13 protein-coding genes are annotated in these 12164 nt (G+C 66.2%); 5 read left to right on the top strand and 8 right to left on the bottom strand.

Annotated elements, in window-relative coordinates:
• Nucleotides 1-41 precede the first annotated feature (41 nt).
• Nucleotides 42-800 (top strand): SDR family oxidoreductase, encoded by a 759-nt coding sequence (locus QCE63_RS24895; protein WP_309836729.1) that lies wholly within the window; start codon nucleotides 42-44, stop codon nucleotides 798-800.
• 2 nt (nucleotides 801-802) lie between these two features.
• On the opposite strand, the gene QCE63_RS24890 is transcribed toward QCE63_RS24895, so the two are convergent.
• Nucleotides 803-1558, bottom strand: coding sequence for an SDR family oxidoreductase (locus QCE63_RS24890; RefSeq protein WP_309836728.1), 756 nt, complete (start codon nucleotides 1556-1558; stop codon nucleotides 803-805).
• A gap of 142 nt (nucleotides 1559-1700) precedes the next feature.
• Here QCE63_RS24890 and QCE63_RS24885 point away from each other — a divergent pair, with 142 nt between their 5' ends.
• Both QCE63_RS24885 and QCE63_RS24880 read left to right on the top strand, forming a co-directional pair.
• Entirely contained in the window at nucleotides 1701-2627 is a 927-nt protein-coding gene (locus QCE63_RS24885) for a LysR family transcriptional regulator (protein WP_309836727.1), read from the top strand.
• A 149-nt stretch (nucleotides 2628-2776) separates the two neighbouring features.
• Complete coding sequence (locus tag QCE63_RS24880; RefSeq protein ID WP_309836725.1) at nucleotides 2777-3772, top strand: molybdopterin-dependent oxidoreductase; 996 nt, start codon at nucleotides 2777-2779, stop codon at nucleotides 3770-3772.
• A gap of 65 nt (nucleotides 3773-3837) precedes the next feature.
• On the opposite strand, the gene QCE63_RS24875 is transcribed toward QCE63_RS24880, so the two are convergent.
• Complete coding sequence (locus tag QCE63_RS24875; RefSeq protein ID WP_309836724.1) at nucleotides 3838-4092, bottom strand: hypothetical protein; 255 nt, start codon at nucleotides 4090-4092, stop codon at nucleotides 3838-3840.
• A 342-nt stretch (nucleotides 4093-4434) separates the two neighbouring features.
• On the opposite strand from QCE63_RS24875, the gene QCE63_RS24870 reads away from it, so the two are divergent.
• Entirely contained in the window at nucleotides 4435-5628 is a 1194-nt protein-coding gene (locus QCE63_RS24870; RefSeq protein ID WP_309836723.1) for a GGDEF domain-containing protein, read from the top strand.
• A gap of 17 nt (nucleotides 5629-5645) precedes the next feature.
• On the opposite strand, the gene QCE63_RS24865 is transcribed toward QCE63_RS24870, so the two are convergent.
• Nucleotides 5646-6842, bottom strand: a complete 1197-nt coding sequence (locus QCE63_RS24865; RefSeq protein WP_309836721.1) for a YbfB/YjiJ family MFS transporter — start codon at nucleotides 6840-6842, stop codon at nucleotides 5646-5648.
• 97 nt (nucleotides 6843-6939) lie between these two features.
• Here QCE63_RS24865 and QCE63_RS24860 point away from each other — a divergent pair, with 97 nt between their 5' ends.
• A complete protein-coding gene (locus QCE63_RS24860; RefSeq protein WP_309836719.1) occupies nucleotides 6940-7812 on the top strand; it encodes a LysR substrate-binding domain-containing protein in 873 nt (290 codons plus the stop codon).
• Nucleotides 7813-7931: 119 nt separating this feature from the next.
• Here QCE63_RS24860 and hutG read toward each other — a convergent pair whose 3' ends face one another.
• The 5 genes from hutG to QCE63_RS24835 are packed head-to-tail and all read right to left on the bottom strand — an operon-like array spanning nucleotide 7932 to nucleotide 12158.
• Entirely contained in the window at nucleotides 7932-8741 is an 810-nt protein-coding gene (hutG, locus tag QCE63_RS24855; protein ID WP_309836717.1) for an N-formylglutamate deformylase, read from the bottom strand.
• A 27-nt stretch (nucleotides 8742-8768) separates the two neighbouring features.
• Complete coding sequence (locus QCE63_RS24850; RefSeq protein ID WP_309836716.1) at nucleotides 8769-10187, bottom strand: formimidoylglutamate deiminase; 1419 nt, start codon at nucleotides 10185-10187, stop codon at nucleotides 8769-8771.
• Complete coding sequence (locus QCE63_RS24845; RefSeq protein WP_309836715.1) at nucleotides 10184-10732, bottom strand: HutD family protein; 549 nt, start codon at nucleotides 10730-10732, stop codon at nucleotides 10184-10186. The genes QCE63_RS24850 and QCE63_RS24845 overlap by 4 nt, the downstream gene beginning before the upstream one ends.
• On the bottom strand, nucleotides 10729-11493 hold the full coding sequence (locus QCE63_RS24840; RefSeq protein WP_309836713.1) for an amino acid ABC transporter ATP-binding protein: 765 nt from the start codon (nucleotides 11491-11493) through the stop codon (nucleotides 10729-10731). The genes QCE63_RS24845 and QCE63_RS24840 overlap by 4 nt, the downstream gene beginning before the upstream one ends.
• Nucleotides 11490-12158 carry an amino acid ABC transporter permease gene (locus QCE63_RS24835; RefSeq protein ID WP_309836712.1) on the bottom strand — a complete coding sequence of 223 codons (669 nt, stop codon included), beginning with the start codon at nucleotides 12156-12158 and terminating at the stop codon, nucleotides 11490-11492. Before QCE63_RS24835 ends, QCE63_RS24840 begins: the two co-directional genes overlap by 4 nt.
• Nucleotides 12159-12164 lie beyond the last annotated feature (6 nt).

The raw sequence follows: 12164 nt of genomic DNA, 5'->3' as shown, positions 1-12164 counted from the left end.
GAATGGCTATCCTGTGGGCTCACTTCACAGAGAGGTCAGCCATGTCTGCCAGCAAGATCGCGATCGTGACCGGCGCAAGCCGCGGGCTCGGTCGGAACACGGTGCTCAATCTCGCGCAACGCGGCGTCGATTGCATCTTCACCTATCACAGCAATCGCGCGGAAGCGGACAAGGTGCTGGCGCTCGTCGCCGAGACGGGCAGCAAGGCGGCCGCGCTGCAACTCGATACCGGCAACGTCGGCGCATTTGACGCCTTCACCGATGACGTGCGCCGCACGCTCGCCGGCTGGCAAGCGGAACGCTTCGACTACCTGGTGAACAACGCGGGCACGTCGCATCACAACAGCATCGCAAAGACGACGGAGGCCGAACTCGACGCGCTTTATGACGTCCACTTCAAAGGCGTGTTCTTTCTCACGCAGAAGCTGCTTCCGCTGATCAACGACGGCGGCCGGATCGTCAATATCTCGTCGGGCCTCACGCGGATCATCATTCCGGAAAGCGCTGCCTATGGCTCGCTGAAAGGCGCGGTGGAAGTGCTCACCAAGTACATGGCGAAGGAACTGGCGCCCCGGCGCATCGCCGTCAACGTGGTGGCGCCGGGCGCCATTCAGACCGACTTCAGCGGCGGCATCGTGCGCGACAATCCCGAGGTCAACCGCCGCGTCACCGAGATGACGGCGCTCGGCCGCCCGGGCCTGCCCGACGACATCGGACCGATGATCGCGTCGCTGCTGTCGGAGGACAATCGCTGGATCAATGCGCAGCGCATCGAGGTCTCGGGCGGCATGGCGATCTGACGTCAGACCTGCGCCTGTCCGCCGTCGGCGAAGATCTCCGCGCCGTTGATGAAGCTCGAATCATCGGAGGCAAGGAAGGTCACTACCTTCGCGATTTCGTCCGGCGCGGCGAGGCGTCCGATCGGGACCAGCGAGGCGAGATAGGTCAGCAGGCCGTCCTGCGCTTCCTTCGATGCCCCGCCGAGTTCCGCGAGACCCACCGTGTGAGTCGAGCCGGGGCTGACCACGTTCACGCGAATGCCGCGCTCCTTCAGGTCGAGCACCCAGCTGCGTGCAAGCGCACGCACCGCCGCCTTCGACGCGCTGTAGATGCTGAATGCCGGCGTACCTTTTGAACCGGTGATCGAGCCGGTCAGGATGATCGATCCACCGCGCGGCATCAGCGGCAACGCCTTCTGCACGGTGAACACGACGGCGCGGACATTGCGGTTGAAGGTGTCGTCGACATGCTGCGCGGTGATCTCGCCGAGCGGCAGCATGCTGCCGCCGCCCGCGTTGGCGAACAGGATGTCGAGCCGGCCTTCGCTTGCGCGGATGCGCTCCATCAGCGTGTCGAGATCGTCGTCGCGCGTGACGTCGCCCTGGACGCCCTGAGCGTTGCCGCCGATCTCCGCCACCGCCGCGTCCAGTTCTGCCTGCCGCCGTCCTGTCACATACACCTTCGCCCCTTCGCGTGCGAGATCCCGCGCCGCCGCCAGACCGATGCCGCTCGTGCCGCCCGTGACCAGTGCAATTTTCCCTTCGAGACGCTTGTTCATGCTGACCTCCAGTTGAATGTTTGAGTCGATGGAGGAAAGATAGGCGTTTCCACGCCGGGAATAAACGCCGCCGTGGCTAATTGATTATTCATAAACGTGAATAATCGCTAAACTTATCGCTCATCATTCGGCGAGCGTGAACATGGATCAGCTGACGGCGTTGCGCGTGTTTGTACGGATCGCCGAATCGGGCGGCTTCAGCAAGGCGGCGGACACGCTCAACATGCCGAAGCCCACCGTCACGAAACTGATTCAGGATCTCGAGGCGCATCTGCGCGTGAAGCTGCTGCAACGCTCCACGCGCCGGGTGAGCGTGACGGAGGAAGGGCAGGCCTACTATCTCCATGCCACCAAGGTGCTCGCCGACATCGACGAGATGGACACCCTGTTCGCCGATGCGCGGGGCGGTCCGCGCGGGCGTCTGCGGATCGACGTCGGGTCATCGTTGGCCAATCTGATCGTGTTGCCGCATTTGCCTTCGTTCCGCCAGCGTCATCCGCAGATTCAGCTCGAACTGGGCGTGGGCGATCGCGAAGTGGATCTGATCGGCGAAGGTGTCGATTGCGTCATACGCGGCGGCGACCTCACCGATACCTCGCTCGTCGCACGGCCGCTTGCCGCGCTGGACTGGGGCACGTATGCGTCGTCGGACTATGTCGCCGCGCGTGGCGTGCCGGCGCATCCGGATGCGCTCGCGGACCATGACGTGATCGCCTACTTCTCGTCACGCACGGGGCGTGTGTTCGAACTGCTGTTCGAGCACGGCGACGATACCGTGCGCTTCGATCCGCGCGGCTTGCATGGCGTCTCCGTCAACGAAAGCACCGCGCACCTGACCAGTCTCGTTAGCGGACTCGGCATCGGTCAGACGTTTCGCTTCATGGCGCAACCATGGGTGGAGAGTGGCGATCTCGTCGAAGTGTTGCCGCAGTGGACGCGGCCGCATCATCCGCTGCATCTCGTCTTCGCGAAGTCGAAGCACGACAGCGCGCGCATGCGTGCGTTCATCGACTGGGCCCTCGAAGTCTTCCGCCCATTCGACAGACATGAAGGCCGCGCGCCGCGTTGAGCCGTTCATCGCACGAACCTGTCTTGCCTTTTGCACGCGATTCTGCGAATGTGATCGCCGCTGTATCCACATAAACATAACGAGCGGGATATCACGCGCGCTGCGCTGCATGAACGGCGTCGATCCGCTGACCGGAGGGAATACCGACGATGAGGCTTTCCCCTGTTCTGAAGCGGCTGGCATCGCCGCTCATCCTGCTCATCCTGCTTCCTTTCGCGGCCGCCTCTTGCGGCGGCGGTGACGACGATACCCCGCCGCCGCCGCCGAAGACCGTGCTGTCGGTTTCCGGCGACGTCACCACGCAGACGCCATTCACGCTGGCGCAGATTCAGGCGCAGCCCGCGACGACGCAAACCGTGTCCTTCGGCAGCGGCACGGGCCAGCAGACGCATGTGTACACCGGCGCGAGCCTCTGGAGCATGCTGAACCAGATCGGCATCACGACGAACGCGGCGGTCAAGAACGACGTGCTCGCGAAGTACGTGATCGCGACCGGCAGTGACAACTACCGCGCACTGTTCGCGATGGGCGAGCTGAGCCCGGACTTCGGCAATCGCGGCAATCAGGTGGCGTATGCGGAGACGATCAACGGCACGAGCGCGGCGCTGTCGTCGACCGACGGCCCGCTGCGCGTCACCGCGCCGGGCGACGTGAAGGGCGGCCGCTATGTGTCGAACCTCGTGACGCTCAAGGTGGGCACGGCGGTATCGGCGGTTCACGTGGCGGGCGGCGGGACCACGACGCAATTCCAGTTGTCCGGCGCAGTGACGACGCCGGCAAGCTTCGATCTCGCCGCCCTTCAGGCGCTTCCTGCGGTGACACGCACGGTCGGCTCGACGACCTACACGGGCGTGGGCCTGTGGGATCTGCTGAATGCGGCGGGCATCCAGACCAGTTCGACGGTCAAGAACGATGTGCTGGGTTTCTACCTGATCGCGACGGGCAGCGATGGTTATCGCGTGATCCTGTCGCTGGCTGAACTGTCGCCCGATTTCGGCAATCAGCCGGACATCGTCGCGTATGAGATGAACGGCGCGCCCCTGACGACGACCGGTTTTGCGCGGCTCGTCATTCCCGGCGATGGCAAGGCGGGCCGCTATGTATCGAATCTGGTCGCGCTGGAAGTGATATCGGCGCCGCGCTGAGCGGTGCTGCGTCCGGCGGGCGAAGGATCCCCGAATCCTTCGCCCGCCGGAGCGCGTGCCTTGCTTCAGATCTTCAAGCCTTGAATCAGGCTGCCCACCGAAGTGACCGACTTCGTGATTTCCTTCAGGTCGACGTCCGTGTGCGTCGATGCATCCACTTGCGTCACGGGCGCGACGTTGGTCTGCGGGCTCGCGAAGGAAACGCCGCCAGCCTGAAGGTTCGCGTTGATGCCGTTGTTCTGGAACACGCTGCCGCCGACGATGGCTTCCATCTCTTCCTGAGCGAGGTCTTTGCTGACAGCGAGGTTGTCGATCTTCATGGTGAATCTCCTGGGTTCCGGTTGGGTGGGGAGCGCGTGTCGTTGCGCTCGCGACATCTATTGCGAGAGCTGTGCCAGCAGACGCTTCGCGCGCGTGAAGATCGTGCAAACCGTTGATGAGAAAGGGAAAGGCGGTAGATGCCAGCGGCCGCCTGGAGTCTTGTCTTACGCCAGTGTGTTGGCCGCGACATAACGGCCGCGCGCGGTGCGTTGGCGCCGGTCCGACAGTGCGGAGCTCGCGCCCAAAAATGCCCATGCCGCCGATTCACTTCAAGTTTGACGTTCGCCTGCCGTTAACAGTCGCACGGAAAAGTCTTCTGGACACATCAGGCACGCGACAGCATGCATGTCGATCTCATTACCATCTATCTGCTTGCCATCGGCACGCTCCTCGCCAGTTGCGGGATGACGCTGTGGGAACGCCGCGGCCATGCCGGACGCAGGCGGGAGCTGGGCACGCTGGCCGCCGGCTACGCGACGCTCGCCGCCGGCTGCGCGGCCGTCGCGGTGCGCCACGCGCTGCCCGGCGCGATCGGATCGGCCCTGAGCAACCTCATCATGGTGTCGGGCTATCTGCTGCTGCTGCGCGGCGTCGCCATCATCAATGGCCGGCGCTATGGCGCGTTGTCCATCGGCGTGCTGGCCGGCGTGGCGTTCGCGTGGGTCATCGCGGGCGTGCGCTGGGAAGTGCCGATGTGGAATTACGTCAGCGCCATCCCGATTGCATTCGCCAGCGGCATGACCGCGCGTGAACTGCTGCGCGGCGAGCGCGCCCGGCGCTTGCAGTCGCGCGATATCGCGGCGTTTGTCGCGGGTTTTCACGCGCTCTTCTACGCCGCACGCGCGCTGATCCTGCCGTGGCTGGCCGCCTCGCTCGGGCCGGGCATGTTGTCGGCGATCGCCAAGGCCACGATGTACGAAGGCGTGCTCTATTCCGTCATTCTGCCGATGACCCTGCTGCGCTTCGTGCGCGACGAGGCGCATGGCGAACTGCTGAAGGAATCGCGGACGGACTATCTGACGGGGCTTGGCAATCGCCGCTGGTTCTTCGAGGAAGGCGTGCGCGTTATCCGGCGCGCGGATGCACGGCAGCCGGTTTGCCTGCTCGCGCTCGATCTCGACAACTTCAAGATCATCAACGACCGTCACGGTCACGAAACCGGCGACGCCGTGCTGAAGACGTTCGCGTCGATTGCTCAGGATGCGCTGGGACCCGAGGCGATTGTTGCGCGCATCGGCGGCGAGGAGTTCGCTGCGCTGCTGCCGGGGCGCGACTGCAATCGCGCCCGCGCGACGGCGGAGGCCGTGGTCCGGCGTTTCGCGCAGTCGAGCACGCCCGGCGCGGCGGGCGTGGAGATCCGCGCGACCGTGAGCATCGGCCTGGCGCAATGCGGCACGGCCGGCGCCGCGCTGACCGATCTGCTGACCATCGCCGACCGCGCGCTGTACCGCGCGAAGTCGCTCGGTGGGGACCGGGTGGAAATCGCGCAACCGGCGACCCGTTCTCAAGCGGCGCGCGATAGCGTGGCCTGCTGATCCCCTCTACGCGCTTTCTAGCGCTGAGCTGAGGCGCGCGTCCCCAGCCAGATCAATCCGACAGCTCCGGCCGCGAGCGCCGCCACCGCGATCCACAGCGCGGCCGAGAATGATCCGGTGTGCTCGGCGATAGGCGCCGCGACCAGCGGCCCGACGATCTGCCCCAATCCATACGACGCCGTTGCGTAGCCCATCAATCCGGCGGCTGCGTCGCCGCGCAGGCGGCGCGCCTCGCGCATCGCGAACAGGGTGATCGCGGTGAAGGGAAAGCCCAGTAGCAGGCTGCCGATGCCGAACCCGAGCGCGGTGGGAAAGACGATGCCCGAGGCGACGCCCAGCGCCTGAATGAGATAGAACCCGGCCGACAGCAGACGGTTGTCCCACGACAATGGCAGACGCGCGGCGAGCAGGGCGCCGGCGATCAGCGCGAGTCCGAAGGCCGGCCAGAACAAATCGGGCCATGCGGAACCGGGCAAGGCCTGACGGGCGATGACGGGCAAGAACGTCGCCGAGATGATGTAGCCGAACCCGGCGAGTCCGTAGAGACCGATCAATCCGATCGAATCGGCGCGCGCTACGCCAGTCTCGCTGCCGCTGTGAGGCGTCGCGCGGCCATGCCTGGCCGATGCCTGCCGCGTGAAGGTCTTCCAGACGGCCAGGCCGGCCAAAGCCGAGCACACCGCGAAGCCGTCCCATACCCACGGCGCGGGCACGGCGAAGGCAGCGGCGGCGGCGCCGAGCAGGCCAGTCGCGACGATACCGACCCCCGGCCCGGCATAGATCACGCCGCCGTAGCCCTGCGCGTCGAGTTCCGCGAGCCGTCGCAGGCCCCATTGCGACGCGAACACGAACGCCCACGCGCTGACGACGCCCGCCGCGAAGCGGATCGCGATCCAGAGCCAGAACAGATGAACGATGCCCATTGCGAAGGTCAGCAGGATGGTCGAGGCGAGCGCGAGCCGCACCATGCGCGCGTGATCGATGCGAATCGCCGCGCACGACAGCGCGCCGATCAGATAACCCGCGTAGTTGGCCGACGCGAGCCAGCCGCCGTGCCGGATGTCGAGCGCGCCGCTGTGCAGCATCAGCGGCAGCAGCGGTGTGAACGCAAAGCGTCCGACGCCCAGCGCAACCGCCAGCACCACGGCGCAGGCGAGCGCGGCATGGCGCGCGGGATGAGCGGAGGCGGACGAGACAGGGAGTGGCGATGCCATGAGCATGAAAGTCAGAGCGATGATCCGCTGATGCTACCTTGACCGATCCATCTTGAAAAATGAATAATCGAGATGGAATCAATCTTCGGAAAAGATCATGGATCTGGCTGCGCTGACCATCTTTCGAGCCGTTGTTCGCGAAAACGGCGTGACGCGCGCGGCGCTCAAGCTGAACCGGGTGCAATCGAACGTGACGACGCGCATTCGCCAGCTGGAGGAAACACTGGGCACGGAGCTGTTTGTCCGCGATGGCCGGCGTCTCGTGCTGACGCCCGCCGGCGAGACCTTGCTGCCCTACGCCGAACGCCTGCTCGCATTGGCCGAGGAAGCGCGTCATGCGGTCAGCGAGAACCGGCCGCAAGGGCGCTTGCGCCTGGGCACGATGGAAAGCACGGCGGCGAGCCGTCTGCCGCGCGTGCTCGCCGCGTATCACCGGCGCTGGCCGCAGGTGACGCTGGAGCTGGCGACGGGCGTCACGCGCGCGCTGATCGAAAGCGTGCGCACCTTCGAGGTGGATGCAGCGGTGATGGCGCGGCCGATCGAACCGGACGCGCTCGGCGCCGCGCAGTTCGAAACCGTGCCGGTGTTCCGCGAAGAACTGACGCTGGTCACGCCGCGCGGACAGGATCCGACGGCCCTCGCGCAGGAGCCGGCCGGCCTCACGCTGGTGGCGTTCGAACGCGGCTGCGCCTATCGCTCCTATGCGATGCGCTGGTACGAGCAGCAGGGTATTCGTCCCGCGCGGGTGCTGGAACTGGCCTCGTATCACGCGATCATCGCGTGCGTGGCGGCGGGCGCGGGCGTCGCGGTGGCACCGCGTTCGGTGCTGGAACTGGCGCGCCTGGACGATGACGTCGATGTCCATCCGCTCGGCGAACTGGGGCAGGTGGATACGCTGCTGGTCTGGCGCAAGGGCCATTACTCAGCGGCGCTCGATGCGCTCCGCGACCTGCTCCTCGACGACGCCTGATTCAAGACGGCATCGTCAGCCCGCCGCCGTGTTCAGCGCCACGATCTTGACCACCGGCTCGACCTGTTGCGGTCGTCGACGACGGGTCCAGACGCGTCACCTGATTCAAGACGGCATCGTCAGCCCGCCGTCTTGCTCAGCGCGACAACCGCTCGCAGCGCGCCGCTCACCATGTTCTCGACCACCGGCTCGACCTGTTGCGCGACTTCAGGCCGGTACTCGAACGGCGCGGCCTCGTTCATGTAAGTCGACTGGCACATCTCCAGCTGGACGGCGTGCACGCCGTCCTGGGGCGCGCCGAAGTGCCGCGTGATGTAGCCGCCCTTAAAGCGTCCGTTGGCGATCCACGTGAACGGACCCGCCGCCGCCGCGCGCTCCACTTCCTGCTGCACCGAAGCCGCCGCCGTGCGCCCGTCCTGCGTGCCGATGTTGAGGTCGGGCAGCTTGTCATCGAAGAGACGCGGCAGCACGCTCGCGATGGAATGGGCTTCCCACAGCAGCACGTTCGCATGCCGCTCGCGCAGACGCTTCAACTCGGCGCGCAAGGTGTCGTGATACGGCTGCCAGTAGGCCGCGACGCGCCGTTGCTTCTCGGCGGCATCGGGCACGCAGCCTTCGCGATACACCGGCTCGCCGCGAAACGTCAGATCGGGACACAGGCCGGTAGTCGTCTGCCCCGGATAAAGGCTTTCATCGCTCGGCGGACGGTTCAGGTCGATCACATAGCGCGACAGGCGCGCCCCGAGAATCGTCGCGCCGAGCGTGCGAGCGAAGCTGTAGAGGCGGTCGAGATGCCAGTCGGTATCCGCGACCGTCAGCGCGACATCCGTGTACTGGCTGCGCAGTGTGTCCGGAATCTGCGTACCGAGGTGCGGAATGGAGATCAGCAGCGGCGCATCGCCGCGTTCGAGGGAAAAGAGATCGTTCATGAGCGTGCGTCCTGGGTTGGCTTGCGTTCAGGCGTCGGCGAGCAGTTGCGAGAGCGCCCGGCGATAGTCCGCGTAGTGCCGCGCTTCGTCCCGATGACGACGCTCGCGCACCACGCATTCTCCACCGACGAAAACATCGCGCACCGGCGTTTCGCCGTGTTCGCAGAAGACCACGGAAGAGAGCCACGTCGCGGGCGTTTGTTCCGCGAGATTCGGATGATCGGCGTCGAGCACGAGCCAGTCGGCGCGCGCGCCGGCTTCGAGCTTGCCGGTGGCGCGGCCTGTCGCGCGGGCGCCGCCTTCGAGCGCGCCGTGAAACAGCCGGTCCGCGACCTGCACCGTCGACGCCGACGCGAGCACGTTGCGCTGCCGCCGCTGGAGCCGCTGGCCGTATTCGAGCAGACGCAGTTCCGCGCGCCAGTCCACGCCGATATGACTGTCCGAGCCGACGCCGAACGCGCCCTGTGCGTCGAGATAGTCGGCGACGGGAAAGAAGCCGTCGCCGAGATTCGCCTCGGTGGTCAGGCACAGACCGGTGACCGCGCCGCTGCGGGCGAGCGCGAGCGTTTCGCCGGCATCGACGTGCGTGGCATGCACGAGGCACCAGCGTGGGTTGACGTCGAAGTGATCGAGCAGCCATTGCACCGGGCGCGCGCCGAGCGCCGCGAGCGACGCGTCCACTTCGGCCGTCTGCTCCGCGATGTGAATGTGCACCGGCGCGCCGGGCGACATGGCGTCGAGACCGTCGAGCAACGTGCGCAACGAATCCTTCGACACCGCCCGCAGCGAGTGCGGCGCGACGCCATAACGCAGCGCGCCGTGTTCGGGACGCGCCGTGCGCAAGCCGCTCAGCAAGTCGAGATAGTCTTCCGTGGAGTTGATGAAGCGGCGCTGGTCGGCGCGCGGCGGCTGCGCATCGAAGCCGCCTTGTTGATAGAGCACGGGCAGCATCGTCATGCCGATGCCGGTTTCCCTGGCCGCATCCACGACGCGCAGCGCCAGTTCGGCCGGATGCGCATACTGCGCCCCGTCCTCGGCGTGATGCACGTAATGGAACTCGCAGACCGACGTGTAGCCCGCCTTGAGCATCTCGACATAGAGCCAGCGCGCAATCGCGCCGAGCGTCTCGGGCGTGATGCGCAGCGCGAAGCGGTACATCAGGTCGCGCCAGCTCCAGAAGCTGTCGGCGGGGTTGGCGCGATATTCGGTGAGGCCCGCCATCGCGCGCTGGAACGCGTGCGAATGCAGGTTCGGCATGCCGGGCACGACCGGTCCCGCGGCGCGCGCAGCGCTCGCGGGAATCTCGCGCATGTCCGGCGTCACGGCGACGAGCGTGCCCGCGTCGTTCCACTCCAGCAGCACGTTGGTGCGCCAGCCGTCCGGCAGCAGCGCGTGCGCCGCAAAAAGCGCTGGGTTCGATGAGTTCGATGAGTTCGATGAGTTCATGATCGGACTTCGGTTTCGAGCGACGCGCACAGCAGCGCGCCGTCGCCTTGCATCCCGACTTCGACGGCGTCCGCTTCGTCCATGCGCAGCGTGTCCATCTTCGTCAGACTGATATGCGTCCCGCCGACGCGCACGTCGAGCGTGCCGCGCGCGCAATGCAGCAGCACGGTGTCGCCGCTCACGACGCGCGTGCCCGGCGTCTGCCAGACATCCACCGATGCGCGCGCGGCATCGCGCTGCGTCATCAGGTTGAACACGCGCACGGGGCCGTCGATGAGTTGCGCGTCGATGAGCGTTTCGCCGGTGAAGCGGGCCAGCCCCAGCGCGTGCCCGACGACCTGTTCGCCGAGCACGACACCCGCGCCGTCGAGCAGCACGAGCAGACGATCGATGCCGTCGAAGCGCGAGAACGGGCCGGGCCGGTCGATATCCGCGATGCTCGCGCGCCATGTCGGCGCCTGCGCCGCGACTTCGCGCGTGATGCCGCCGCCGTTCTTCCAGGGCGAGGCGACGAGCGTATCGCCGCGAATCAGGGCGGGCTTCATGCGCGCGTCAGCACGGCTTGCAGGAACGAACGCGTGCGCGGCTGCGTGGGCGTCGAGAAGATCTGCGCGGGCGGGCCCGCCTCGACGATTTCGCCGCCGTCCATCACGACGACGACATCCGCCACTTCCTTCGCGAAGCCCATCTCGTGCGTGACGACCAGCATCGTCATGCCTTCGGCGGCGAGCAGCTTCATCACTTGCAGCACTTCGCCGACGAGTTCCGGATCGAGCGCCGACGTGGGTTCGTCGAACAGCATGACGCGCGGCTGCATGGCGAGTGCGCGGGCAATCGCGACGCGTTGCTTCTGCCCGCCCGAGAGACTCCCGGGCATCGCATGCGCCTTGTGTTCGAGGCCGACCTTCTTGAGCAGCGTGAGCGCGGCGGTTTCGGCATCGGCTTTCGAGACGCCGCGCAGCATGCGCGGGCCGACCGTGATGTTGTGCAGCACCGAAAGATGCGGGAACAGATTGAACGACTGGAACACCATGCCGACTTCGGTGCGCAACGCATTGAGCGGGCGCTCCTTGAGCATCGCGCCGTGATCGACGAGCCGATGCCCGCAGATGTCGATGGTGCCGTGTTCCGGCTGTTCGAGGCCGTTGCAGCAGCGCAGGAAGGTGCTCTTGCCGGAGCCGCTCGGCCCGATCACGACGACGACCTGGCTCGGCTGGATATCGAAGTCGATGCCGTTCAGGACGCGATGCGTGCCGAAGGACTTGGTGAGTTCGCGGATGCTGACGATGGGTTGAGCGCTGTTCATTGCACCATGCCTCCTGCGCGCAGCCGACGCTCGACGCGGTGAAGAATGTAATTGGTCGTCTGGGTGAGCACGAGATAGACGAGCGCGATCACGATATACACCTCCAGCGACCGGTAGGAGACGCTGATGATCTTCTGTCCTTCGTGCATCAGATCGTGGATGGTCAGCAGCGACACCAGCGCCGAGTTCTTGATCAACGCGATGAACTCGTTGCCGAGCGGCGGAATCATGCGCACGATGGCCTGCGGCAGGATGATCGCGCGCATCGCCTGTCCGGACGACATGCCGATGGAGCGCGCCGCTTCCATCTGGCCGCGATCCACCGATTGAATTGCGCCGCGCACGATCTCCGACACATACGCCGCCGAATACAGCCCGAGCCCCAGCATGCCGCAGACGAACGCGGGCAGCAGGATATCGAACTGCGGCAGGCCGAAGAACAGCAGGAACAACTGCACGAGCAGCGGCGTGCCGCGGAAGAAGATCAGATAGCCGGTGCAGAAGCCGTAGACCAGCCGGCGTTGCGGCGCCAGCCGGCCGATGCCGATCAAAAGCCCGAGCAGGCATGACAGCACGAGCGCGGCGGCGGTCACTTCCACCGTGACCAGCGCGCCGTGCGCGATGTCGGCCCAGCCGGCGACGGCGGGAGTGAAGTCGAGTTGCATGGATCA

The sequence above is a fragment of the Caballeronia sp. LZ065 genome (assembly GCF_031450975.1).
Taxonomy (GTDB): Bacteria; Pseudomonadota; Gammaproteobacteria; order Burkholderiales; family Burkholderiaceae; genus Caballeronia.
The sequence above is the reverse complement of the archived record's forward strand: the minus strand, read 5'-3'. Positions and strand labels throughout refer to the sequence as shown.

Coding starts and splice junctions, on each gene's coding strand:
- QCE63_RS24895 (WP_309836729.1), top strand. CDS start 42: ATGTCTGCCAGCAAGATCGCGATCGTGACCGGCGCAAGCCGCGGGCTC.
- QCE63_RS24890 (WP_309836728.1), bottom strand. CDS start 1,558: ATGAACAAGCGTCTCGAAGGGAAAATTGCACTGGTCACGGGCGGCACG.
- QCE63_RS24885 (WP_309836727.1), top strand. CDS start 1,701: ATGGATCAGCTGACGGCGTTGCGCGTGTTTGTACGGATCGCCGAATCG.
- QCE63_RS24880 (WP_309836725.1), top strand. CDS start 2,777: ATGAGGCTTTCCCCTGTTCTGAAGCGGCTGGCATCGCCGCTCATCCTG.
- QCE63_RS24875 (WP_309836724.1), bottom strand. CDS start 4,092: ATGAAGATCGACAACCTCGCTGTCAGCAAAGACCTCGCTCAGGAAGAG.
- QCE63_RS24870 (WP_309836723.1), top strand. CDS start 4,435: ATGCATGTCGATCTCATTACCATCTATCTGCTTGCCATCGGCACGCTC.
- QCE63_RS24865 (WP_309836721.1), bottom strand. CDS start 6,842: ATGGCATCGCCACTCCCTGTCTCGTCCGCCTCCGCTCATCCCGCGCGC.
- QCE63_RS24860 (WP_309836719.1), top strand. CDS start 6,940: ATGGATCTGGCTGCGCTGACCATCTTTCGAGCCGTTGTTCGCGAAAAC.
- hutG (WP_309836717.1), bottom strand. CDS start 8,741: ATGAACGATCTCTTTTCCCTCGAACGCGGCGATGCGCCGCTGCTGATC.
- QCE63_RS24850 (WP_309836716.1), bottom strand. CDS start 10,187: ATGAACTCATCGAACTCATCGAACTCATCGAACCCAGCGCTTTTTGCG.
- QCE63_RS24845 (WP_309836715.1), bottom strand. CDS start 10,732: ATGAAGCCCGCCCTGATTCGCGGCGATACGCTCGTCGCCTCGCCCTGG.
- QCE63_RS24840 (WP_309836713.1), bottom strand. CDS start 11,493: ATGAACAGCGCTCAACCCATCGTCAGCATCCGCGAACTCACCAAGTCC.
- QCE63_RS24835 (WP_309836712.1), bottom strand. CDS start 12,158: ATGCAACTCGACTTCACTCCCGCCGTCGCCGGCTGGGCCGACATCGCG.